At 43.5% G+C, this 22,296-nt stretch carries 24 protein-coding genes; 16 read left to right on the forward strand and 8 right to left on the reverse strand.

The window, feature by feature from the left end; genetic code table 11:
- Window positions 1–66: 66 nt before the first annotated feature.
- The 10 genes from P0M28_RS22495 to porN all read left to right on the forward strand — a co-directional run bounded on the left by P0M28_RS22495 (window position 67) and on the right by porN (window position 11,945).
- Window positions 67–1,014: an ABC transporter substrate-binding protein gene (locus tag P0M28_RS22495; protein WP_302205305.1), complete on the forward strand. Its 948-nt coding sequence runs from the start codon at window positions 67–69 to the stop codon at window positions 1,012–1,014.
- Between the two features lie 94 nt (window positions 1,015–1,108).
- Window positions 1,109–2,053 carry an ABC transporter substrate-binding protein gene (locus P0M28_RS22500; protein ID WP_302205307.1) on the forward strand — a complete coding sequence of 315 codons (945 nt, stop codon included), beginning with the start codon at window positions 1,109–1,111 and terminating at the stop codon, window positions 2,051–2,053.
- A gap of 141 nt (window positions 2,054–2,194) precedes the next feature.
- Window positions 2,195–3,952 carry a BamA/TamA family outer membrane protein gene (locus P0M28_RS22505; protein ID WP_302205309.1) on the forward strand — a complete coding sequence of 586 codons (1,758 nt, stop codon included), beginning with the start codon at window positions 2,195–2,197 and terminating at the stop codon, window positions 3,950–3,952.
- 27 nt (window positions 3,953–3,979) lie between these two features.
- A complete protein-coding gene (locus tag P0M28_RS22510) occupies window positions 3,980–5,167 on the forward strand; it encodes a DUF4271 domain-containing protein (RefSeq protein WP_302205310.1) in 1,188 nt (395 codons plus the stop codon).
- A gap of 164 nt (window positions 5,168–5,331) precedes the next feature.
- Window positions 5,332–6,132 (forward strand): uroporphyrinogen-III synthase, encoded by an 801-nt coding sequence (locus tag P0M28_RS22515; RefSeq protein WP_302205311.1) that lies wholly within the window; start codon window positions 5,332–5,334, stop codon window positions 6,130–6,132.
- A 118-nt stretch (window positions 6,133–6,250) separates the two neighbouring features.
- Window positions 6,251–7,207, forward strand: a complete 957-nt coding sequence (locus P0M28_RS22520) for a PorP/SprF family type IX secretion system membrane protein (RefSeq protein ID WP_302205314.1) — start codon at window positions 6,251–6,253, stop codon at window positions 7,205–7,207.
- A 166-nt stretch (window positions 7,208–7,373) separates the two neighbouring features.
- Window positions 7,374–8,423: a T9SS ring complex lipoprotein PorK/GldK gene (gene porK, locus P0M28_RS22525; RefSeq protein WP_302205316.1), complete on the forward strand. Its 1,050-nt coding sequence runs from the start codon at window positions 7,374–7,376 to the stop codon at window positions 8,421–8,423.
- Window positions 8,424–8,469: 46 nt separating this feature from the next.
- On the forward strand, window positions 8,470–9,273 hold the full coding sequence (porL, locus tag P0M28_RS22530) for a type IX secretion system motor protein PorL/GldL (RefSeq protein WP_302205317.1): 804 nt from the start codon (window positions 8,470–8,472) through the stop codon (window positions 9,271–9,273).
- A gap of 39 nt (window positions 9,274–9,312) precedes the next feature.
- Complete coding sequence (porM, locus tag P0M28_RS22535; protein ID WP_302205318.1) at window positions 9,313–10,905, forward strand: type IX secretion system motor protein PorM/GldM; 1,593 nt, start codon at window positions 9,313–9,315, stop codon at window positions 10,903–10,905.
- 68 nt (window positions 10,906–10,973) lie between these two features.
- Complete coding sequence (gene porN, locus P0M28_RS22540) at window positions 10,974–11,945, forward strand: type IX secretion system ring subunit PorN/GldN (RefSeq protein ID WP_302205319.1); 972 nt, start codon at window positions 10,974–10,976, stop codon at window positions 11,943–11,945.
- A gap of 66 nt (window positions 11,946–12,011) precedes the next feature.
- Here the strand turns inward: porN and uvrC are convergent, their stop codons facing one another.
- Together uvrC and P0M28_RS22550 are read right to left on the reverse strand one after the other, a co-directional pair.
- On the reverse strand, window positions 12,012–13,805 hold the full coding sequence (gene uvrC, locus P0M28_RS22545; protein ID WP_302205320.1) for an excinuclease ABC subunit UvrC: 1,794 nt from the start codon (window positions 13,803–13,805) through the stop codon (window positions 12,012–12,014).
- 77 nt (window positions 13,806–13,882) lie between these two features.
- The gene (locus tag P0M28_RS22550) at window positions 13,883–14,473 is read right to left on the reverse strand and encodes a DUF6992 family protein (protein WP_302205321.1); all 591 of its coding nucleotides are present in this window, start codon (window positions 14,471–14,473) and stop codon (window positions 13,883–13,885) included.
- A gap of 87 nt (window positions 14,474–14,560) precedes the next feature.
- Here P0M28_RS22550 and P0M28_RS22555 point away from each other — a divergent pair, with 87 nt between their 5' ends.
- Together P0M28_RS22555 and P0M28_RS22560 are read left to right on the forward strand one after the other, a co-directional pair.
- Window positions 14,561–15,241: a YggS family pyridoxal phosphate-dependent enzyme gene (locus tag P0M28_RS22555; RefSeq protein WP_302205322.1), complete on the forward strand. Its 681-nt coding sequence runs from the start codon at window positions 14,561–14,563 to the stop codon at window positions 15,239–15,241.
- Window positions 15,241–15,618: a DUF423 domain-containing protein gene (locus P0M28_RS22560; protein WP_302205323.1), complete on the forward strand. Its 378-nt coding sequence runs from the start codon at window positions 15,241–15,243 to the stop codon at window positions 15,616–15,618. The genes P0M28_RS22555 and P0M28_RS22560 overlap by 1 nt, the downstream gene beginning before the upstream one ends.
- Here P0M28_RS22560 and recR read toward each other — a convergent pair whose 3' ends face one another.
- Both recR and P0M28_RS22570 read right to left on the reverse strand, forming a co-directional pair.
- A complete protein-coding gene (gene recR, locus P0M28_RS22565; protein WP_302205325.1) occupies window positions 15,619–16,230 on the reverse strand; it encodes a recombination mediator RecR in 612 nt (203 codons plus the stop codon).
- A 69-nt stretch (window positions 16,231–16,299) separates the two neighbouring features.
- Window positions 16,300–16,581 (reverse strand): ATP-dependent Clp protease adaptor ClpS, encoded by a 282-nt coding sequence (locus P0M28_RS22570; protein WP_302205327.1) that lies wholly within the window; start codon window positions 16,579–16,581, stop codon window positions 16,300–16,302.
- Window positions 16,582–16,654: 73 nt separating this feature from the next.
- Here P0M28_RS22570 and P0M28_RS22575 point away from each other — a divergent pair, with 73 nt between their 5' ends.
- Window positions 16,655–18,133 (forward strand): sodium:solute symporter, encoded by a 1,479-nt coding sequence (locus tag P0M28_RS22575; RefSeq protein ID WP_302205329.1) that lies wholly within the window; start codon window positions 16,655–16,657, stop codon window positions 18,131–18,133.
- Here the strand turns inward: P0M28_RS22575 and P0M28_RS22580 are convergent.
- Complete coding sequence (locus tag P0M28_RS22580) at window positions 18,130–18,519, reverse strand: ArsR/SmtB family transcription factor (RefSeq protein ID WP_302205330.1); 390 nt, start codon at window positions 18,517–18,519, stop codon at window positions 18,130–18,132. The two genes, P0M28_RS22575 and P0M28_RS22580, sit on opposite strands and share 4 nt — an antisense overlap.
- A 420-nt stretch (window positions 18,520–18,939) precedes the next feature.
- On the opposite strand from P0M28_RS22580, the gene P0M28_RS22585 reads away from it, so the two are divergent.
- From P0M28_RS22585 to P0M28_RS22595, 3 genes are read left to right on the forward strand one after another with little or no spacing between them, the layout of a single operon-like run.
- Window positions 18,940–19,578 (forward strand): carboxypeptidase-like regulatory domain-containing protein, encoded by a 639-nt coding sequence (locus P0M28_RS22585; RefSeq protein WP_302205331.1) that lies wholly within the window; start codon window positions 18,940–18,942, stop codon window positions 19,576–19,578.
- A complete protein-coding gene (locus tag P0M28_RS22590) occupies window positions 19,575–20,051 on the forward strand; it encodes an SgcJ/EcaC family oxidoreductase (protein WP_302205333.1) in 477 nt (158 codons plus the stop codon). Before P0M28_RS22585 ends, P0M28_RS22590 begins: the two co-directional genes overlap by 4 nt.
- A gap of 14 nt (window positions 20,052–20,065) precedes the next feature.
- Complete coding sequence (locus P0M28_RS22595) at window positions 20,066–20,671, forward strand: precorrin-2 dehydrogenase/sirohydrochlorin ferrochelatase family protein (protein WP_302205334.1); 606 nt, start codon at window positions 20,066–20,068, stop codon at window positions 20,669–20,671.
- A 21-nt stretch (window positions 20,672–20,692) separates the two neighbouring features.
- Here the strand turns inward: P0M28_RS22595 and P0M28_RS22600 are convergent, their stop codons facing one another.
- From P0M28_RS22600 to P0M28_RS22610, 3 genes are all read right to left on the reverse strand, one after another.
- Window positions 20,693–21,079, reverse strand: a complete 387-nt coding sequence (locus P0M28_RS22600) for a hypothetical protein (protein ID WP_302205335.1) — start codon at window positions 21,077–21,079, stop codon at window positions 20,693–20,695.
- 222 nt (window positions 21,080–21,301) lie between these two features.
- On the reverse strand, window positions 21,302–21,526 hold the full coding sequence (locus tag P0M28_RS22605) for a type II toxin-antitoxin system VapC family toxin (protein WP_302205337.1): 225 nt from the start codon (window positions 21,524–21,526) through the stop codon (window positions 21,302–21,304).
- Window positions 21,527–21,808: 282 nt separating this feature from the next.
- Window positions 21,809–22,249: a peptidylprolyl isomerase gene (locus P0M28_RS22610; protein WP_302205338.1), complete on the reverse strand. Its 441-nt coding sequence runs from the start codon at window positions 22,247–22,249 to the stop codon at window positions 21,809–21,811.
- Window positions 22,250–22,296: the final 47 nt, after the last annotated feature.

Genomic DNA, 22,296 nt, shown 5'->3' on the forward strand with positions numbered 1-22,296 from the left:
TCAGTAATCAACTAATTCCTTCACTCCTGGAACCATAACACCCTAACACCTAAACACCCCAACATCATGAAGCTAAAAGTAGCCCTAGACTGGACACCCAACGTAATTCATGCCGGAATGTATCTGGCTCAGATTGATAATTTGTGGGGAGGTAGCGATTTGGAAGTAGAATATATTTCCGTAGAAATTGATAACTATCAGAAGAAAACAACTCAGCGATTAGCTGAGGGAGAAGTGCATATTGCGCTAAGTCCTTCGGAGCATCTGCTGGATTTTCGACTGCTACAAAAAGAGCAGCATCCAATTAAAGCCATCGCTACGGTAATGCAGCAAGAAACCAGCGCGTTTGTGACTTTACCGGATAGTGGAATCACCCGCCCAGCTCAGCTAGATGGAAAAACCTACGGTGGCTACAAAACGCAGTTGGAAAAAGAGTTGCTTACTAACCTAATTCAGCAAGATGGGGGACAAGGTGATATTGATTTGGTTACTCCACCGAGGTTAGAAGTCTTTGAAGCCTTTCTTCAGCAGCAATTTGACACCGCCTGGGTATTTGTGCCCTGGGAAGGCGTAATTGCGGAGCGAAGAGGTAAAAAATTGAACGCATTCCATTTGCACGATTATCAAATTCCCTACGGCTATTCACCTATTCTAATGGTACGGGAGGACGTACTGGAAGCTGAGAAAGAATCCTTTCAAGCTTTTTTGACAGCAGTAGGAAAAGGGTATCAGCAGGCGGCGAATAACCCGGAAGAAACTGCCCAAAAGCTGGTAGAAAATGTAAATCACCCGAATTTTGAAGATATAGATTTTATTACCCAAGCCATGCAAGTTATCGCCCCTAGCTTCTTGAACGAACAGCAACAGTGGGGAACAATGAAACCTGAACGCTGGAGTGCTTACGTTCAGTGGCTAAGCGACCACAAACTGCTCAACCGCTACGATAATAGCCCACTATCCGCCGAACAAATTACTACACGCTCACTTTACACTAATAAATTGCTAAATGACTGATTATTAAATTGTTATTTATTCAAACTAACATAAGCACTACCAATTCTTCACTAGTCATCAGCCACCAATTATCACCTATCAATTATCAATTTTTATGAAACTATCCCTAGCCCTAGATTGGTCGCCCAACAGCTTACACGCCGGTTACTTGGTAGCCGAAGCTCAAGGATTATATAAAGAAGAATCGTTGGACGTTACCTTCATCAACCCTGAAGACGATAATTATGCTACCACTCCTGCCAAGAAACTAGCGAACAAGGAAGCGCATTTAGCAATTACTCCGTCGGAGAGCGTAATTAGTTTTAATACACTGAAAGAATCAATCCCACTAACGGCAGTAGCGGCGGCTTTACAGAAAGATGCGAGCACGATTGTTGTTCGGGCTGATAGTACTGTTGAACGTCCGGCTCAGCTCGATGGGAAGGTTTTTGCCTCGTACAATGCCCGGTTTGAAGATGATATTGTGCGTCAACTTGTCAAAAGCGATGGTGGGCGGGGTGATATTCAAATTTCCAATCCGGCCTATCTGGAGATGTGGCGTACCGTGGCAGATCGGTCAGCGGATGCTACCTGGATATTTTTACCCTGGGAAGGCCCCAAAGCCGAGCTTGAGCAAAATTTATCGTTTCGGTCATTTGTTTTGAGTGACTACGGTATTCCCTACGGTTATTCCCCCTTGTTAATTACCCATACTGACTTTGTTACTGAAGAAGCAGAAGCAATTCAGGCATTTTTACGAGCCGCTGAGAAAGGTTGGCGTTATGTTGCCGAAAACCCAGAAAAATCAGCTGAATTATTACACGAGCATTTCGATCATGCTAACTGGCAAAACCTGCCGATGATCAAAAAATCACTGCAAATGCTGGCTCCGTACATTTTATCTGATGATGGTCAGTGGGGTTTTATGGATGGTACTCGTTGGCTGGATTTTGTGGCGTGGATGATTAAAACCAAAGTTCTGAAGGATGTGAACGGCGTTCCGATGAACATTGGGCAGATTGATACCTCCACGTTCTACACCAATGATTTCTTCAAGTAGGTTTGCGTAAAAAAGTGTAATCTTACGCCAAACCTTTCACGAGCCAGTCGTTGGGTTGTATTTATACCTGCATTGTTCGACTTTTAGTAATGGTAAAGCAATGACTTTATCATTACTTAGATCCAGCGATCAACCGAATACATGCGGGTTTTAATACTCACTATAACGTATTGGCTTACCTTAGGAATCAGTGTGGCCACTGCCCAATGGCAATTGCAGATAGAGAGCAGCGAGACCGAATTGGCACTGTTACAGCCTTATTTTTCCAAGGAAGGTTTTCCCAGTCAAGCCGAGGCCCATCAGGCGGCAAAAGGTGTAATTGCTGATCTACAACAAGCAGGCTACTTTCAGGCACATCTTGAACCGCTTCCCCTAACGGATAGTCTGGTTTACCGAGCCAAAATTCATCCTGAAAAACCGTTTCGGTGGGCGTATCTCCAACCGGGTAATCTAGATCCACTCATGCAAGCTCACTCGGGTTACCGTGATGAGCTTTTTTTGCAGCAGCCCTTTCGCTACGCTGATTTTCAAAAGCTAGTAGAAAACTGCCTGGAGTATTCCGAAAATAATGGTTATCCATTTGCTTCAATACGATTGAGAAACGTCGAAATCAAGCATCAAGAAGTTTCCGCCACCCTAGACTATCAATCTGGCCCACTGATCCGCTTTGGCGAATTGAACATCCAGGGTACGGATAAAATTAACCCGGAATTTCTGGAAGCTTACTTAGGCATTCGTACCGGAACGGTTTACAGCGAAAAGAAAATTGCTCAGCTTACCTCCCGATTGCAAAAGCTGCCCTTTTTATCGTTAAGTGGACCCATCGAAACGCAGTTTCAGAACGAAGTGGCCGACATCTTTCTGTCACTAGCTTATCAAGCAAGTAGCCAAGTAGACGGTATACTTTCGGTACTGCCTGCCGAAGGACAGAGCAGAGGATTGCTCTTGACAGGCGAGTTAAACGTTTTACTGCGCAATCTGGGGCGCTCGGGTAAAGTGTTTGCGCTGAACTGGCAGCGGCTGCAAATAGCTTCCCAGCAGTTATCATTAAGGTATAGTCACCCCAATGTATTACGGTCACCTTTAGGGGTAGAGATCAATTTCAATTTGCTGAAGGAAGATACGCTTTTTTTAAATCAGCGAGCGAATTTGGCTCTTTCTTACTTAGTAGGTGGAAATCACCGCATTGAAGTGTTCGGCGACTGGCGTAGTAGCCGACTCATCGGGGAAAATACGGCAATCACTAACAATCTTGTTCCATCGCTGGCCAATACCGCGGTTAGGGGTGGGGGAGTGGGTTATAGCTACAGTCAGGTTGATGAGCAGCTATTTCCCCGACGGGGGCACCTTTTGGCAGTAAAGGGACGACTAGGACAGAAGACTACCTCATTTTGGATGACTGAACCCATTCAAGTTGGTCAGCTAACTCAGCAATCGCAAGCTAGTTTACAGTGGGCGGGCGAACTTTCTTTTACTCAATATTACATGCTCGGAACATCGTTAGGAATATATAACCGATTGCAGGCTGCGGGTTTGGCCGATGCTCAACTATTTACCAATGAACTATATCGGTTGGGTGGTCTGAGAAACTTGCGAGGATTTGTTGATAACGCATTTTTTGTATCGCAATACGCACTTAATAATCTCGAATTACGTTGGCTACTGGAACCCGAAAGCGCGGTTCCTTCGTATTTGTTCGCATTTTACGATCAAGCTTGGCTTAAGCAGCAGGGACAAGAACATGATACGACAGATATTCCTTTAGGAATAGGAGCGGGGGTTAGCATAAGCACGCGAGCAGGCTTATTCAGTTTGGTGTACGCTCTGGGGAAATCCCAAAACCAAACATTACACTTTTCGGCTTCTAAGGTACATTTTGGCTATATTAGCCGTTTCTAAATCACGCTTTGCGGAAAACTTACGTGCATGAATAAAACAACTGCCAGGTACGGTACGGTTCGTGTGACACACAAAGTAATGACCACTAAGAATAGCCTGTTATTGAGCGTTTTATTTTTCCTGAGTATTCCACTGTGGGGGCAGTCACCAGAGTTGGCATCCGAATACTTTGTGGTAAAAGATCTGCGTCAAGATTGGCTTACAGTAGATGAAGCCAACCGCTACGTTCCCTACGTTGCCGGACAGAAAAAAGGGGCGGTAGTAGGTTTGCCCCTAAACTTGACTCGTTTTCGCGGAAATCAGCTTCGCTGCTGTGTACCGCGTAATAGCTCCTTGCTGATTAACCAGCAATTAGTTAAGAATTTTGATCGTTCTGACTGCATATTTCTTGACATTGACAGTCTGCGAAACCATCATGCCGAAACGGTTTTCCTCACCATTTTCCAAGGGCAGAAAGATTTTGACCACGTAAGTGTAGAAATTATAAACTTCGGTCAGGACTTGGCTGAAGAAAATCCGGTGGTGGCGCGAGCGGCAGCTATTAAGATGAACTTCTTCGGAATGGGACTGCTAACCTTATTGATTTTCTACGCGATACTTAAACATCAGTATGGAAAGAATTTCAAGATAATATATAATATTTCACGTATTTTTTCTTCTAAAGTGCGGGAAGATGATACTCGGGTTAGGTTAGTAACGGAAGCAAATATTGCCTTTCTTATTCATTACTGCCTATTGATTGCTTTCCTACTAATTATTGTGGTTCCGCCTACGATTGAACTCCCTTTTACTACCTCCTATATTTCATTTCCTCCGGTTAGCTTTTCCCAGTATCTATTGCTCTGGGTAGAGCTTGCAGTTATTGTGCTCGTTATCATCTTAGTCAAGTACTTGCTGCTAATGCTGCTAGGCTCTTTGTTTCGCTTACGAGCTATGAAATATTTGCATATGTTTGATTTTATGCGAATGTCGCTAGTGTTCTGGACAGCAGTATTTATCGCTGTGATCTGCTTCTTCCCCAATCTTCAGTTCAACACCGAAATCTATCTACAAGGCTTGATTTATGGGTTTTTGCTATTTGCACTAGTCCGGGTAATCATCTTATATTTTCGCTTGGCTCAGAATGCCTCGTTTAGAAATATATATTTATTTTCATACATTTGTGTTGCAGAAATCCTGCCGCTACTGGCTGGGCTTGAGTTACTTATAGGTTAAGTATTTCTTCCATAAATAGTAGAATTAATTTAAGCTGGGTTGCGTTTCATCACTGGTGAAACGTCTGCCCTGCCACGGAGTTTTTCCGCATTTTACGTAGTGCTGCATTACGTTACCGACTTGATTAATCATTGAAAAATTGTAATAAAATAAGAGGTATACGCATGAGTGATAGTAAGATTAACAGTGAAAGACTTTTTCCAGTAAACAGTATTCTCGTATCCCAGCCTGAGCCACAAAACGGTAAATCACCCTACTTTGACCTAGCTGAAAAATACGATATTCAAGTAGACTTCCGCCCTTTTATTGAGGTAAAACCAGTTAATGTAAAAGATTTTCGCAAGCAAAAGATAGAGATACTTGATCATACGGCAATTATCTTTACAAGTCGCAATGCGGTAGATCATTTCTTTAATATTTGCGCGGAGTTGAAAATAGAGATGCCCTCCGATATGAAGTATTTTTGCATATCGGAGCAAACGGCCAACTACTTGCAAAAGTATATCGTTATTCGCAAGCGCAAGATTTTTACTGGTTTTCGCACCGCGCAAGATTTAATCGAGATATTGAAGAAGCACAAAGATGAAAAGTACTTGTTTCCGTGTTCTAGCATCCGAAAAAATGATATTCCTGATTTTCTGAAAAATGGCGGTTACAAACATACGGAAGCCGTTATGTACGAAACAGTCGCTGCTGACTTATCCGATTTGGAAGATGTTTATTACGATATCATTGCGTTCTTTAGTCCGTCAGGTATCAACTCTCTTTTGGTAAATTTCCCGGATTTTAAGCAGAATAAGACCCGTATTGCCGCATTTGGCCCTACCACCGCCAGTGCTGTTCGTGATGCAGGTCTGGTTCTGGACATTCAAGCCCCCATGCCCAATGCCCCATCTATGACGGGAGCCCTCGAAGTTTATATAAAAGAAGCAAACAAAAAGCTACAACAAGAAGTGGGAAAATAATACTGAATGGCTAGTACAATTCTGCGGATAAGCATACGTTGTATGGAAAAGTACGTTTCTGCCTGAAAAAAATAAGAGTAGAATTTTACTTTTAGGCCTAATTTTGAGTCTTTTAGGTATGAAAAAATCGCTTATTGTACTTGTTTTCCTGAGCATTGGTTATGGTACATCCTACGGACAGCAAAGTGCCCAGTTTAGCCAGTACATGTTTAATACCTTATTTTATAATCCTGCCTACGCCGGCGTAGAGGGGGTTACGACTATTACCGCGTTTCACCGCACCCAATGGGCAGGCTACCAACCTACCACCGGCGATATTGGTGGAGGTATCAACACCCAAGTAATTAGCCTTAACACCCCAATTCTAAAGTTAAGAAGCGGTTTTGGACTGCATGTTGTCAACGACCGAATCGGACCACTCACTAATCAAGAAGCTCAAGCCTCTTTTGCTTATCATTTAGGAGTAGGGCAAGGCAAGCTTAGTTTGGGTGTTCGCGTGGGAGCTTTCTCCCAAACTATTGATTTTGACCAATACCGTTGGGTAGACCCTGATGATCGGCTTCGCCGGGCTGGTCGGGATTCGCAGATGCGCCCCGATTTTTCGGCAGGAGTGTTTTATCGTGCCCGTCAATTCTACGCCGGAATTGGCTTCAAACATCTGGTAGATACGCAATTTAATCTCGGAGGAATAGATACGCTGAACAATCCACTACAAAATCATATGACAGTTATGGGTGGTTTCGACTATGAACCAACCTATAAATTGCGATTGACACCATCATTCTTAGTACAGTCTGATTTGAATACCTTCTCATTTGATATTGGGGTAATGGCAACCTACGATGATACTATGTGGGGAGGATTATCGTATCGACAGCAAGAATCAATAATAGGTATGATTGGGTACAGCTTCTTCAAAGAGAAGTCACTGAAGTTAGGATATGCATTTGATTATACTGTGGTGGCTCCGGAAGCTAAAGCTACCGCATCCCATGAGATTATGGTTAGCTACAGCCTACCGGTTTCTTCTGGTGGCGAAAAGAAAATAATAAGAACCCCACGCTTTAGACAATAACTATATTATTTAAAATGTACAAATAATTATTGGTATATTTTAATTTTGTGCTAAAAACAGGAAAATATTACAGCGCAGGGATTCTTGGGTTTTTAGTTCGTTCTTATTCCAAACATTTACAATATTTGTGTTCGTGTTAACGTGTATGTTATAAACAATTTGTGTTATGTGTAAAATTATTCGATGCAGCAGTGCTGTCTTATCCATCTGTGCGCTATTTGCGTTACAGGGCTGTGGCCTCTTCGGAGGTGGAGGTGATGACTTCGGACAGCTGGTTGGCGTACAGGGCCGCGAATATGATGGCATGCCTACCCCGTACGGCATGGTGAAAATTCCGGCCGGAACGTTCCATATGGGACAAGCCGACGAAGACCCTATTGCTACGCAAGTGAGCTTTAATAAGCAAATCACTATCGGGGGCTTTTTTATGGATGATACCGAAATTACTAATAATGAGTATCGTCAATTTATCCAAGAACTTCAGGAGGGCGAAGGTGAGTACGAATTCCTAGTAGGAAAAGGTGCCAACTTTGTTGAAGAAGAGCTTTATCCTGATACTACAGTATGGCAGCGCAATTATACCCACCACATGGGTGATCCGCTGGTACAGTACTATTACTCTCACCCTGCTTTTGACAATTACCCAGTAGTGGGAATTGATTGGGAAGCTGCTAAAGTTTTCTGCCAATGGCGAACAGCTTATCTAAATGAGTATCGGGAGAGCAATGGTATGTTCATCATGCCGAACTTCCGACTTCCTTCTGAGGCTGAGTGGGAGTACGCTGCCCGCGGTGGACGCGATATGGCGAAATACCCTTGGGGTGGACCCTATATCCGAAATTCAAAAGGTTGTATGCTGGCAAACTTTAAGCCGGGGCGAGGAAACTACTTTGATGATGGTTTTGCCTACACTGCTCCAGTAGCTGCTTACTTCGCCAACGATTTCGGCTTATACGATATATCCGGTAATGTAAGTGAATGGTGCGAAGATGCCTGGAATCCGGCTTCTACCGCTATTGTGTGGGATTTGAACCCAACCTACAACGACCCTAACGAATTCCGGAAGGTAGTCCGTGGTGGATCTTGGAAAGATGTATCGTTTTTCCTACAAACCGGAGCGCGTACTTTTGAGTACAAAGATTCTACTACCGCTTACATCGGCTTCCGTTGTGCAATGACGTACATTGGCCGTTCATCAGGTAATGAATTCAACTAATTATATAATCAAATATTAACATTCTATTTCTAAAACTCTAAAAATCATGGCAAAGAAAAAAGGTGGATTTTCAGAATTATTATACGGTAGCATCATGCCCAAAATTTACGGAATTGGAGCGGCTGTCGTAATTGTTGGGGCAATGTTTAAGATTCTACACTTGCCCGGTGCAGGAATTATGCTCGGGGTAGGTCTTACTACTGAGGCAATTATCTTCTTGTTTAGTGCATTTGAGCCTAAGCACGCTGAGTACGATTGGTCACTGGTTTACCCTGAATTAGCGGGTGATACCCAAGCGACTACCCGTAAGCAAATTTCTAACGGAAAAGGCGACTCTGTTTCTAATAAGTTAGATAACATGCTGGAGAAGTCTAAAGTTGGTGGTGAGCTAATTGACAGCTTAGGACGAGGTATGAAAAACTTGTCTGAGTCAGTTAACAAAATCGGTACTATTACCGATGCTGCGGTAGCCACGAACGATTACGCGAAAAACGTGAAAGCTGCTTCTCAGTCACTAACAAACATGAACAAGTCGTACGAAACTACAATTACGGCTATGTCAGAAATGACTACAGCTAGCAAAGATGCTAAGGAGTATCACGCTCAGGTACAAACTGTAACGAAGAATTTAGCTTCGCTAAATGCAGTGTACGAGATGGAGCTTCAGGATGCCAATAGTCACTTAAAGTCAATGAACAAGTTCTACGCTAACTTGAGTGGGGCTATGGAAAATGTGGCTGAAGCGAGTAAAGATGCCGAGCAGTTCCGTACTAACTTCTCATCGTTGACTGGCAACATTGCTTCCCTGAATAAGGTGTACGGCAACATGTTGAACGCAATGAAGGCGTAATTAAAAGAAATTAATTTTTAAACGCTAAAACAGGACAACATGGCAGGAGGAAAAGAAACCCCCCGGCAGAAGATGATCGGTATGATGTACTTGGTACTAACCGCCCTTCTCGCCCTACAGGTAAGTAATACGATTCTAGATCGATTTGTATTCATTGATCAGAGTCTTGACCAGTCAGCTGAAAGCTACAAAGTGAAGAACAGCGGTACAGTAGATCGTATTCGCACGGCAGTAGAAGAAGCTGGAAATCGTGAAGAAGATGTCGTCGTACTTAAGAAAGCGCAAGAAGTTCGAGCTAAGACAAATAATGTAGTAAATAAGCTAAATGAGTATCGCGCTGCATTCATAGAAAAGACTGGCGGTGAAGAAGAAAACGGTACGTACGCCGGTGGTAAAAACGAAGATGAAGTCGCTAATCTGATGATACGTCAGAAGAAGGGCGATGAGCTGAAGAAAACGTTAAACGATTACGCTCAATTCGTAGCGAAAGAATCAGGTACTGAATTTGAACCATTAGCACTAGACGGACGGGAGAATCCGGTATTTAAGGATAATCCTGATCAGAATAAGAAGAGTTTTGCGGAGCTTAACTTCCAAAACACTCCAATGGTAGCCGGCCTCGCTACATTAAATGATCTGAAAACCAAGGTGTTGGCCCGAGAAACTTCGGCACTTGATGCGCTTGCGCGTCAAGTAGGAGCGGCTGACCTTAAGTTTGACGATATTAAAGTAATGGTGCGTCCTAAGTCAAACGTAGTGGCGGCTGGTACAACGTACGAAGCTGATTTATTTATTGCGGCTTCTTCTAGCGCAGTTACTCCCAAGATGCTGGTAAACGGTAAACCCGTTCCGGTAGAAGGAGGTATGGGAAAAATTAAGTTCCCGGCCAGTGCTAGCAAGTACGACAAGGACAATCGGGCAGAGCAAAAGTTTAAAGCGACTATCCAGATTGATCAGGGAGCAAACTCGGAGACGTACGAAGAAACGTTTTCCTACTTTGTAACTAAGCCTGTAATCCAGGTACAGTCGCAGGCAATGCAAGCATTGTACTTGAACTGTGCTAATGATCTGCAAGTAAACGTACCTGCTTTAGGTTCTACCTACAAGCCGTCGTTTACGGCTAGTGGTGGAACGGCTATTGCCGGAGCTAAAACTGGCCAGGTGACAGTAATTCCCAAAGCAGCTAAGGTTAACTTATCAGTGAGCAGTAATGGGTTTAAGATTGGTACGGAATCTTTCCGAGTGAAGCCAATTCCTAAGCCAACTATTGAGGTATTAGGGCCAGGCAACAAGCCAGTGAACTTAAAGCAAGGTGAGGCTGCTAATCGGTTGCGTAGCATTACTTTAAAGGCTATGGCTGACGAAGATTTTGCCAGCGTATTACCAAAAGAAGCCCGCTACCGAGTAGTAGATGCTGAGATTTTCTTAGCGCGTGGAAGCCGGCCAATTGGTAAAGCTAAGTACAATGCTAGCAACGGAACAGCGAGTCTTAACGATATTATCGGCAAGGCGAAGGCAGGCGACCGAATTGTGGTGGATGTGAAAAAAGTACAGCGTATGAACTCTCGCAACGAACGGGAAGATGTACGACTTGGCTCATCAGCCTCAACGATTACTGTTCCTATTAAATAGCAACAGAGGATAAATAGAAAAATAGTAGACCAGGCTAAAACTGGTCTACTTCATTAAAAACAGGTGTTATGAAGAGTATTAATCAAATTGTAAAACAGCTTACCGGAGCAGCCATCATTGCACTAAGTACAATGGGGGTATCGTACGGGCAAGCGAACGATGGTTACAATGAGGAAGGATACAATGATAATTCTATCCGACCTATTCACACTTCTGATCAGCTATACCGAACTCGGGTATGGCGACGGATGGATTTGAAGGAAAAGCAAAACAAGCCATTCTTCTCGGAAAATCGCTGGATGACCCGCGTGATAGTTGAGTCGGTGATGAACGGAACGCTGTATCCTTACACGAACGATTCAGTGACTACTCGTATGTCTAAGGAGCAGTTTATTGAAAACATGACTATTCCGATGGATGGCCCCGCGCTGAGCGAAGAAGAAATTGCAATGGGTTTCGGCCAGGATAACTCGGCTGATGATGGCTGGGGAGACAGTGGTGACGATGGATGGGGTGACGATAGTAGCAACGATGATGGTTGGGGCGATAGCGCAGGGCAAGGAGCGGAAGGAACCGACATGGGCGGAGCCGAAGCTGCGGCACCTCAAGCCGAGAGCTACTTATTCGCTCCTAAAGATGTATCGGTGGTTGAGATTGTTGAAGATGTAATCTTCGATAAAGAGCGAGGTCGACAGTACTACGATGTGCAAGCCGTTACCCTGATTTTACCTCCCGAAAACTTCCCGAATACCGGACTATTGAAAGAAGTTGCTTCTTTCCGATACAAAGATTTGCTCCGCGTGTTTGAGGAAAATCCGGAGATTGCGGTTTGGGTAAACCCTCGTAACAGTGCCAAAAATCTTAACTTACAGTATGCGTTTGATCTGCGTCTATTCAACGCTCATATTGTAAAGTATTCTAACCCGGATGATGAGCGAATTGTGGATATGACTGAGGGGAATAAGCGACAAGCTTTGTTGAAATCGTTAGAGTACGAATACGATATGCTAGAGCGCGAACACGAACTTTGGGAATATTAATAGCTTTCCATAACACAAATGTTTTTAAAGAAGGAGCCCTCGGGTTCCTTTTTTGTTTGCCCTCAACTATTTGCTCAAAGCTTCCTTAAGTGTTTTCGCTTTAGAAGAACCCACCAGTTGAGCTAAGTCCTCTTCTGGGGCCTCTCGGATATTTTTCACTGATTTGAAGTTTTTTAGCAGCGAAAGAGCCGTCTTTCGGCCAATCCCCTTAATGTCTTCCAGTTCGCTACGTAGGGCAGCGTTGGATCGCTTTTTACGGTGAAAGGTAATGGCAAAGCGGTGGGCCTCGTCGCGCACCCGCTGAATTAGCTTGAGTGATTCTGATTTTTTATCGATATGTAGCGGATACGGATCACCGGGAGTGTAAATCTCTTCCAGTCGTTTAGCAATACCGATAATGGGAATATCGCCGTAAACGCCTACGTCTTTCAGTGCTTGGCAGGCGGCTTTCAGTTGGCCTTTCCCTCCGTCAATAACAATCAGATTAGGAAACTCCAGGTCTTCTTCCAGCAAGCGTTTGTACCGGCGAAACACAATCTCGTACATAGAAGCAAAATCATCTGACCCAACCACCGTTTTGATATTGAACTTACGATAATCTTTTTTGGAAGGCTTCCCGTTTTTAAAGCACACCATAGAAGCTACCGGATTAGAGCCTTGCAAATTGGAGTTATCAAAACACTCAATATGCATAGGGGGCTGCTTTAGGTGCAAATCTTCCTGTAATTTAAGCACTACCCGACTAACCCGCTGCTGATATTCCTGCACCCGATTAACTCGTTCTCGTTTGTAGTACAGCGCATTTTTAATGGATAAATCAACCAGCTTACGCTTGTCACCGATTTTGGGTACAGTTATCGTAACACCTGCTAGCTCAATAGGAACCTCAATATTCGCTAAAATCTCCTTGGTTGCACTCAGGTAGCGTTCCCGAAGTTCTACGATCATCAGGGCTAAAATATCTTCGTTGCTTTCGTCCAGTTTTTTCTTTACCTCAATGGTTTTAGTCAGAATGATACTGCCTTTGTTAGCCTTGAGGTAGTTGATGTACGCAATCTGATCATCCGAAACAATAGTGAATACATCGGTATCGCCCAAGTGGGTATTGACGACAATGGATTTGGCTTGGTATTTTGTCAGTAAAGAAAGTTTGTCTTTAAACCGTTGCGCTTCTTCGAACTCCAGATTTTCCGCCGTCTGCTGCATTTTATCCTTAAAGTAGGTACGGGCTATGCTCATATTCCCCTTCAGAATATTGGTAGCCTGCTGAATGTCTTGGTTGTAGCTTTCCTCAGTCTGCAGACCTTCACAGGGGCCGAGGCAATTACCAATGTGGTATTCCAGACACACTTTATACTTTTTGGATTTGACATTTTCTTCGGACAAATCGTAACGGCAGGTGCGGAGTGTATACAGATTACGAAGCAAATCTAGTATATTGTTCATGGCCTTCACACTGGCAAAGGGGCCAAAGTAAGTACCCGCATCGGGAATACGCTGGCGGGTTGGGATCACCCGGGGAAACCGTTCGTTGGTTAGTAAAATAAAGGGATAACTTTTATCGTCTTTTAGCAGAATGTTGTACTTCGGCTGATTCTTTTTTATCAGACTATTTTCCAGTAGCAGCGCATCAAATTCCGAATTCACAATGGTAAACTCAATGGTCCGAATCTCCCTTACCATTTTTACCGTTTTACGGTTGGTATTTTTGGATTTGGTAAAGTAGCTACTAACGCGCTTTTTCAGGCTTTTGGCTTTACCTACGTAAATGAGGGTGCGGTCAGCGTTATAGTATTTGTAAACTCCCGGTTGGTCGGGGAGTAAATTCACTTGATCGGGCGTGTAAACCGGTATTTCCATAATCAGTCTGAAAAGATAAGGAAGCTATGGTTGTCTTGCAACGCTAGAAATGTAAAACAAAACCATGCTTTTTCCTTCTAAAAACGATAAACGAAGCCTATCCCACCCGGGGTAATTTGCACCGAAGACAGCAGCGTAAATAGTTCGCTGCTAGGCTGCTGTACAATGGCGTATAACACCGCGTCGAAAAGCAGCAGGAAGCCACCTTGCAGCAGCAACGATTGTCCGTAGCCTTTCCAGCGTTCTGCCTGGTCTGATTCCCGACGGCTACGCTCCAGCAAGTAAAATCCTCCCGCTAAGTAAGCTACATCCAATCCGGCGTTGAATAACAAGAGCTTTTCTATGCTGTGCTGTTCTTGAATAGTTTCGGCTAAGGTAAAAGCCGAAGGGTCAGCCGTGGCTGCATTGTAGTATCCAAATCCGGCTAATCCAATATTAATAACATTCCAGAATACGTTCATCTGATGAAAGTAGTAGCGACTACCGGACGTATTGCTCATCAGTGCCCCACTTACCCCCATGTTGCCGATTGCCCATCCGCCCAGCGTGAGCATACCAATTCGAGTGATTTGCAGTCGTTGTTCATTATAATTTGCTAGCGCATCTGATTGAGCCTGCACTTGGTCAAAAAGTAAGAACAGCAGTAGTAGTAAGAAGCATTTTTTCATGAAAATAGAGCAAAACGGTACGAAAACTGCCCAGATAGAACTCATTCCAGTTCTAATTGTTACTTAAAAAATTTGATAGCTTTGTGTATGAATATTGCAGAAAATGTGCAGCAGTTGCAGCAAGAGCTAGCTCCTAGCGAGTGCAAACTGATTGCTGTGAGTAAAACCAAACCGGTAAGTACACTGATGGATGCTTACGAAGCTGGAGTGCGAGATTTTGGGGAAAACAAGGTGCAGGAGATGGTGGAAAAATACGAGCAAATGCCGAAAGACATTCGGTGGCATATGATTGGGCATTTGCAACGGAATAAGGTAAAGAACATCGCTCCGTTTGTTCACTTGATTCACTCAGTTGATAGTATACGGCTAATGGAAGAAATTAATAAGCAAGGAGCGAAGCACCACCGGGTGATTTCGTGCCTGCTACAGGCGCATATTTCGGAAGAAGAAAGTAAATTTGGCTTTACCGACGAAGAAATCTTTCGCCTTATTCGGGATGAGACTATTCAGCATTTGAAGTACGTGCAAGTAGTGGGACTAATGGGCATGGCTAGTTTTACTTCCGATGAAGCTAAAGTACACAAAGAGTTCGAGCACCTAAAACTGCTGTTTGACGCACTAAAGTACAATGATGATTTACCCGACCAAATCCGGATGGAAGAAGTTTCGATGGGCATGAGTGGTGATTACCGTATTGCCATTGAAGAAGGCAGTACGATGGTGCGAATTGGTACGTCTATTTTCGGTGAGCGTAATTATCAAAAGTAATGCAGAAATTTATTTTAATTACTGCGGCCAGTTTGGGCGCATTATCGGTGATGATTGGAGCTTTTGGCGCGCACGCCCTGCAAGCAACACTAGAAGCGGGAGGCCGAACGGCTACGTTTGAAACCGCGGTGAAGTACCAATTTTATCACACGTTGGCGCTGTTGCTCATTGGTTTACTGATGTTTCGGGTACAGGATAAACTGTTAGATTACGCGGCTCTGTCTATGATGGGTGGTATTCTGATCTTCTCCGGTTCGCTGTATATTCTGTGCCTAAGTGGGGTGCGCTGGCTGGGGGCGGTAACTCCCATCGGTGGACTGCTCTTTATTGTAGGCTGGGTACTGTTGCTAGTGGCTGTGGCCAAGAGTAATTTGTAATTATCCTTCGTACGCTTTTCGCCCCACAATACTCCTTCCCAAAGTAATTTCATCGGTATACTCCAATTCGCTACCAATCGGTACTCCTCGGGCGATGGAGGTGATTTTCACATCCAGTGGTTTGAGCTTTTTAGTAATAAAAAAAGCGGTGGTATCGCCTTCCATGGTGGCACTCAACGCGAGTAATACTTCTCTCACTTCCGAATCATCGGCATTCATCCGCTGAAGCAAACTGTCAATGGCAAGATCGCTAGGTGAAACTCCGTCTAATGGCGAGATCACTCCCCCTAGCACGTGGTACAAGCCTCGGTACTGCGAAGTATTCTCAATTGCAATTAAATCCGTAGCAGTTTCTACTACACAGATGATACTACGATCGCGCTGTCGGTTTTGGCAAATAGCGCAGATAGGAGCATCCGCAATATTGTGGCAAACCTGGCAGTACTGCGTTTTAGTCCGTAAGTTCACGAGTGAATCGGCTAAGGATTGGGTACGATCTTCATCTTGCTTAAGTAAGTGCAAAGCTAATCGTAATGCCGATTTTTTACCGATACCCGGTAGTTTGGATATTTCGTTAACCGCGTCTTCAATAAGTTTGGAAGGGTATTCCATAGAAAAGGTTAGGTGGATAACTGAGGCTATAATAACATGCTTTCGGCTAGAAAAGTGCAGTGAAAACCGCTACTGTATTTCCGCGCCAATACCGGCATCGTGAATAGCATCCAGCATGGGTTTTAGCTCTTCTAGCGTGCCCTTTTTTACCGCACATTTACCTTTGTAATGAATAATTAAGGTGCACTGTTCGGCTTGCTCATTCGTATGCTTGCATACCCGAATAAGCGTGTTAATAACGTGCTCAAAGGTATTATAATCATCGTTCAGCACTACCAGATCCCGTAGGTCCAGTAATTCTTCGTATACTTCGGTCTCTACTAAAACGTCTTCCTGTATTTCGTAATCCATCTTCTGAGCGTTTTCTCAGCTAGCAAATTTAAAAAAAAACAGCCACTTTTACGCGCTTATAACCTACTAACTCATGTCGCCAGAATTAGTTTTCATTGTTATTGCGGGGTATTTTCTGCTATTGATATCGATATCTTACTTCACTTCGCGAAACTCCAACAGCGAGACATTCTTTACCGGTAACCGGCAGTCTCCTTGGTACTTGGTGGCCTTTGGTATGATTGGGGCTAGCTTGTCGGGTATCACCTTTATTTCGGTGCCGGGCGAGGTTGGTAATTCTCAATTTACCTACCTTCAATTTGTGTTGGGTTTTATTCCGGGCTACGCTTTTATCGCGCTAGTACTTATGCCGTTGTACTACAAATTAAATCTAGTGAGTATTTACGGGTACCTGGAGCAACGATTTGGGTATCGTGCCTACAAAACCGGGGCTTTCTTTTTTCTGCTATCACGAGTAATTGGTGCTTCGTTGCGATTGTTCATTGTGGCGGGAGTGTTGCATATCGCATTTTTTAAAGCCGTGGGGTTACCGTTTTGGTTAACCGTAGTGGTTGCAATCGCGCTTATTTGGTTGTACACCTTTCGGGGTGGAATTAAAACCATTGTGTGGACCGATACCTTACAAACCTTTTTTATGCTTGCCTCCCTCGTGGTAAGTATTCTGTTAATTAAAAGTGAATTAGACCTTTCGTTCGGTGAATTAACAGCGGTAATTCAGGAGAGCAATATGTCGCGGGTCTTCGTTTGGGATTGGCAAGAACCCACTAATTTCTTCAAGCAGTTTATTGCCGGGGCATTTATTGCCATTGTGATGACGGGGCTGGATCAGGATATGATGCAGAAAAACCTGACTATTAAAACCCTGAAAGATGCTCAGAAAAATGTGTTTTGGTTTACCGTAATACTAGTTCTTGCGAATATCTTATTCCTTTCGCTAGGTGCTTTATTGTATATCTACGCTAACGAAATTGGGTTCACTATTCCGGAACGATCTGATAATCTCTTTCCAGCACTGGCGGTTAATCAGTTTCAGGTTTATGCGGGCGTGATTTTTTTGCTGGGAATTACCGCGGCGGCCTATTCTAGTGCCGATTCAGCCCTTACGGCCTTAACTACTTCGTTCTGCGTAGATTTTCTGGGTATTGGACGTAATCGTGACGAAGTACGGGATGCAGCCAAAGAAAAGATTGACCAACGCACGCGCAAGTGGGTTCACGTAATGTTTTCATTTATACTGCTGATTGTTATTCTCATTTTCAACTTCATTAACGATGAGAGCGTAATTATGGCGGTGTACCGAGTAGCTACTTACACCTACGGCCCACTGTTGGGCTTGTATGCTTTTGGGCTCTATACTAAGTGGAAAGTGAAAGATCGATGGATTCCTTGGGTAGCGGTGCTTTCCCCACTTATTTGCTTTGTGCTAGATACTAATTCGGCGGCTTGGTTTAATGGCTTCAAGTTTGGTCATTTTCTTTTAATCATAAATGGAGCAATCACCTTTCTAGGCTTGCTACTGATTCGCGACCGTTCGGTATCCGAATCGGTTTAATCTAGACGGTGCCACTTTTTCTGATGCAGTTTATTCACCGCTAGCTCTCGGTTAGAATAGAGTATTTTGTAAGTCTCGTGATCTTCCAGTAATGTTTTGTCCTTACTCATGTACTGAAATATCTGCTCTACCATATCTTTCGACTGATGCCGAATGCGGTAATACACAAACTGGTCTACCTGCCTACTGTACACTAACCCGGCGTTTCGCAGGTAGCTAAGGTGGCGCGAGGTTTTCGTTTGCGTAAAATCGAGCACCTGCTCTAAATCGGTAATGCACATTTCGGTTTCCTGATACAATAAGTGGAGAATGCGAATGCGCGACTCTTCTGAGAAAGCTTTAAATAGTTGTAAACCAAATCCTAAACTAAAATTTTTAACCCGCATAGGCTCACCATTGAAACTCGAAAGTTGTAGTTTTTTGTGTTATCTTTAACATTATACTCGTACGAATTGTGAGGATAGTTAGTCGTACAAATTAACTAAAAGAGCTTCAGCCATGAAAAATGAGGAATAGAATTATTGAGTTATTAACCGAAATGGTTTAAAAGCAAGGTCAGTATGAGGAGCTACTTAAAAGCCATTCAGATTCATTAAGTAGGATGGTGCGTATTCTAGAGACATTCGCGACCCGATTACCGGAAGTTGATGAATTAAGAGGTAGAATTCGAAGAATTGAAAAACATATTGGGCTAAACTGAGTAGAAATGAAGACAACTGAGTAAATAAAAAGATAGCTTTTTACTTACTATCATGACCATTTAGCCTAAAAAACCGTTAAGAAGATACGAAGAAAAATAATTTGGTTTGAAATATCTCATTGTTTTAGGAGGATTACTACTGATACTGACTGCCAACCAGTCAACCTACGCTCAAGGGCGTAGCCAGGTAGTTCAACTCTCCGGATTGGTATTGGGCGAAGATAGCACCTACGCTTTGCCCGGAGTAAATGTTTACGTACCTACCGCCGGAAGAGGAACTACCACCAATCAGTACGGCTATTTTTCTATGCCCGTACTACCAGGCGATAGTGTGCTGTTTAGTACCGTTGGCTTCAAACGGCAGTATTTTCTGGTACCGGAAAACCGGGTAGAGAGTATGACGATTATTGTAGAATTGCTGGCCGATACTACCTATCTTCCGGCAATCACGGTGTTTCCTTACCCGAGTGAAGAGCTATTCAAGGAGGCATTACTGGCTCTTAATCTGCCTAATGAAAATCAGTACGCTAACATGCGTGATAACTTAGCGGAAGATCTTCTGGCGCAGATGTTTCAAGCCATGCCGATGGATGGTAGTATGAACCACCGCTATTTCATGGATCAGCAGTTTAACTATATCCAGAATCGGTCGGGCCCTCAGCCTATTCCCTTCCTAAACCCCTTCGCTTGGAGCGAATTTATTAAATCCATTAAACGGGGTGACTTCAAGCGTAAAAAGGAGTGACGGGTTACGCTACCTTAGACAGTCCCGAAGCTATTCCCCGAGTGTTTGTAGAAGCCTGGAACCAGCGGGATGCCCGGCAGATTGCTAGATTATTTGATTCGGACGGAGAATTTGTTAACGTAACGGGCTTATGGTGGCATAGACAGGAAGATATTGAACGCGCTCACGACTACGGTCTGCGTACCATATTCAATAAGTCTACCTTAACGTTAATTCGAACCAAGACGAAGTATTTGGCCAATCACATTGCGATAGTACACGCCAAAGTAAAACTCACTGGGCAAACTCCTACTGCCGAAGTACCCAATCCGGGAGCGCGACATACAATATTCACTTTTGTGGTGCACCAATCGGGTGAAGTGTGGAGCTGTGCTGCTGCTCAGAATACCGATATTGTTCCGGCAATGGAAACGCATATTCGGGACGAACAAAACCAGCTACATGCCGTAGACTACCGAAGATCAACCCGATAATTTACTTTCCTCCTATGGATCAGGGCAACCAACTTTTTCCAGTTTTTTTCAAGTTGCACGAATTAGATGTACTCGTAGTGGGTGGCGGCTACGTAGGACTGGAAAAGCTGGAAGCTATTCTGAAAAATAGCCCGGAGACTTGCGTAACGCTGGTGGGGCAGGAGATTCTGCAACCTGATATATTTCGCTTGGCCGAAGAACACCCGAACGTGCGTGTGGTTGAACGGCAATTTCGCTGGCGTGATCTACGTGGTAAAGACTTGGTTTTTCTAGCTACCAATGATCGAAAATTGCACGAACGCGTTAAGGTGCGAACCCGCCGACGTCGCATTATGACCAACGTAGCCGATACGCCCAATCTTTGCGATTTTTATCTAAGTTCAGTCGTCAAGAAAGGTGATCTGAAGATTGCCATTTCCAGCAACGGTAAATCACCTACCCTGACCAAGCGTATTCGACAGTACCTAGAAGAAGCCATTCCCGACGATGTGCAGTCGCTGCTGGATAACTTGCTGGAAGTACGCAACCAACTACGCGGTGATTTTGAGTACAAAGTAAAAAAGCTCAATGAAGTAACCGCTGATTGGCTTTCTCAGGAGCGGAGTAGAACCGATAAATAGCTAAGCCAATACTTATTGATCTTAAGCTACTATTTTGGTAGTAGACGCTAGCCACGCTTGGGCTTGTCCCTTATCCGCAAAGTAGCCCGTAGCTGACTTATGCGTTTTTCCGTTGGCTTTGCGGGAGACAAAGCGTCCGGCCATTTCGTCGAAAATATTATTGGCCAGCACAATGGCAGTTGAGCTTTCACTAATTTTTTGTTCAAAGCGAGGTTTCCACTCTTCGTTTACCCATTGCCAGTCTTCATAATTCACCCCTTTAAGTTTGGCTTGGTCAATTAACCAGTGAGTAAGCTGATGCTGCTCAGCAATTTTTAGTGATTCGTCCCAAGCTTGTCGGTACTCATCTCCCTTGGCAAACCCACTCCAGGTTTGCACTAAAGTCTGTAACTCCGAGTCAATTTCCACGGTTACATATTGATTTTGAAAGCAGATCATAGGCTTGCTTAATAAAAATTATTTAAATAGTACTAAGCAAAGATGTGGCTATGATAACTGTAAAATATGATGGAAAATCGGTAAATCTTAGATGGTAAGAAATTAGAAGAAAATTGTGTTAATATGTTCAGGTGAATATCGTGCGGTGGTCACATATTTATATGTTTAGGTTCCGACCTATAAGAAAGTTATTTACCAAAGCAGTTTGACTGGATATTTAGTAAAGTGCGGATCATTGAAAATCAAAGTCATATTTTCCGTCATGGCTTGGATGATAATCAACCGATCAAACGGGTCACGATGTTTATCTTGGTAAGGCAAATTTTCCAGTGTTTCTAAATGATCGGTTGTAATTGGTAGGGTGCCTACTTGTTTAGACGCTATCCGCTCTTGAATATCACTTAATTCGGTTTCCAATGTAAGTTTGCCAATGCTACGTTTGATCGCAATTTCCTACAAACTGACCATTGTAATAGAAACTGTGTTTTCAATATTCCTGACTTCGTTTTGAACTTGCTCAGATAGGCGATTATTACCATGTTTTTAGCTCAATAACATTCATGATCTAATTATACGTTATTTTTGGCTTTTACTCAAGCTTCGCTAATACAGCCATACATTGATGTTATTTAGTAAAACTGATTCAGGGCTATTTAAGTATTAAACCTTGCTAATTACACTCTAATACCATAACACTATCTATCCTTCCTCACTCACTACAATTTTCTCAATTTTATCATCCTCTCGAATGTCATCAATTACTTCTAATCCTTCCACTACTTTTCCAAACACGGTATGATTACGATCCAGATGAGCCGTGTTGTCGCGACTGTGGCAGATAAAGAATTGACTGCCTCCGGTATTTCGTCCGGCGTGAGCCATTGATAATACTCCCCGGTCATGGTACTGATTGTCGCCGTCTAGCTCACAGTCGATAGTGTAGCCGGGTCCACCCGCACCCGTGCCATTGGGGCAACCACCCTGAATAACAAAGTTAGGAATTACCCGGTGGAACGTAAGTCCATCGTAAAATCCTTCTTTCGCTAGTTTAGTAAAATTATCTACGGTGTTGGGGGCATCTTCTTCAAAGAACTCTACTTTCATCGTGCCTTTTCCAGTAACAATCTCAGCGGTTTTCATATAATTTGCTTTAATAAAAATGATAGAGCGCGAAGTTATGAAAATTA

Origin of the sequence: Tunicatimonas pelagia (assembly GCF_030506325.1) — a bacterium.
In the GTDB taxonomy this organism is placed as follows: domain Bacteria; phylum Bacteroidota; class Bacteroidia; order Cytophagales; family Cyclobacteriaceae; genus Tunicatimonas; species Tunicatimonas pelagia.